Annotated in this window: 1 protein-coding gene; it reads right to left on the reverse strand. The window is 65.0% G+C overall.

Annotated elements, in window-relative coordinates; translation table 11 throughout:
- On the reverse strand, nt 1-703 hold a 703-nt coding region (locus NIM87_RS18495), incomplete at both ends, for an IS3 family transposase (RefSeq protein ID WP_254676228.1).

Here is a 703-nt window from a genome sequence, read left to right on the forward strand (position 1 = left end):
TCCCAGACATTGCCGGACCGGCTCATCGAGCAGGTGATGCCGTGATCGGCCATCAGCCGCTGGAACTGCTCGCTGGTATATTGGCTGCCCTGGTCGGAGTGGTGCAACAGGCTGTCGGGCTTGCCGCGACGCCAGATGGCCATGATCAGCGCATCGGTCACCAGTTGAGCGGCCATCGACGCGCTCATCGACCAGCCCACCACCCGGCGGGAGTAGAGGTCGACCACCGCCGCCACATAGAGCCAGCCCTGGGCCGTCCAGATGTAGGTGAAGTCGGCGATCCACTTCTGGTTCGGAGCGGATGCCACGAACGCCCGGTCCAGGATGTTGGGCGAGACCGCATGGCGCTGCCCGCCATCCTTGGGCAGTCCACGCCGGCGGGGACGTGCCCGCAGACCTTCCTGGCGCATCAGCCGCTCGATGCGATGCAGACCGGCGTCGAGCCCTTCGGCCAGCACGTCGTGCCAGACCCGACGGGCGCCATAGGTGCGATCGCTTCCGGCAAAGCTTGAACGGATGCCTGCGACCAGCACCTCGTCATACTGAGCCCGTCTACTCGGCGAGCGGTTGAGCCAGGCATGAAAGCCCGAGCGAGACACACCGAGCGCCTCGCAGATCCACGAGACCGGCCAGATCCCTCGGTGCTTCGCAACAAAAGAGAACCTCATATCGAGTCCCTGGCGAAGTAGGCCGCGGCTTTTTT

Origin of the sequence: Devosia ureilytica, from assembly GCF_024273195.1 — a bacterium.
In the GTDB taxonomy this organism is placed as follows: domain Bacteria; phylum Pseudomonadota; class Alphaproteobacteria; order Rhizobiales; family Devosiaceae; genus Devosia; species Devosia ureilytica.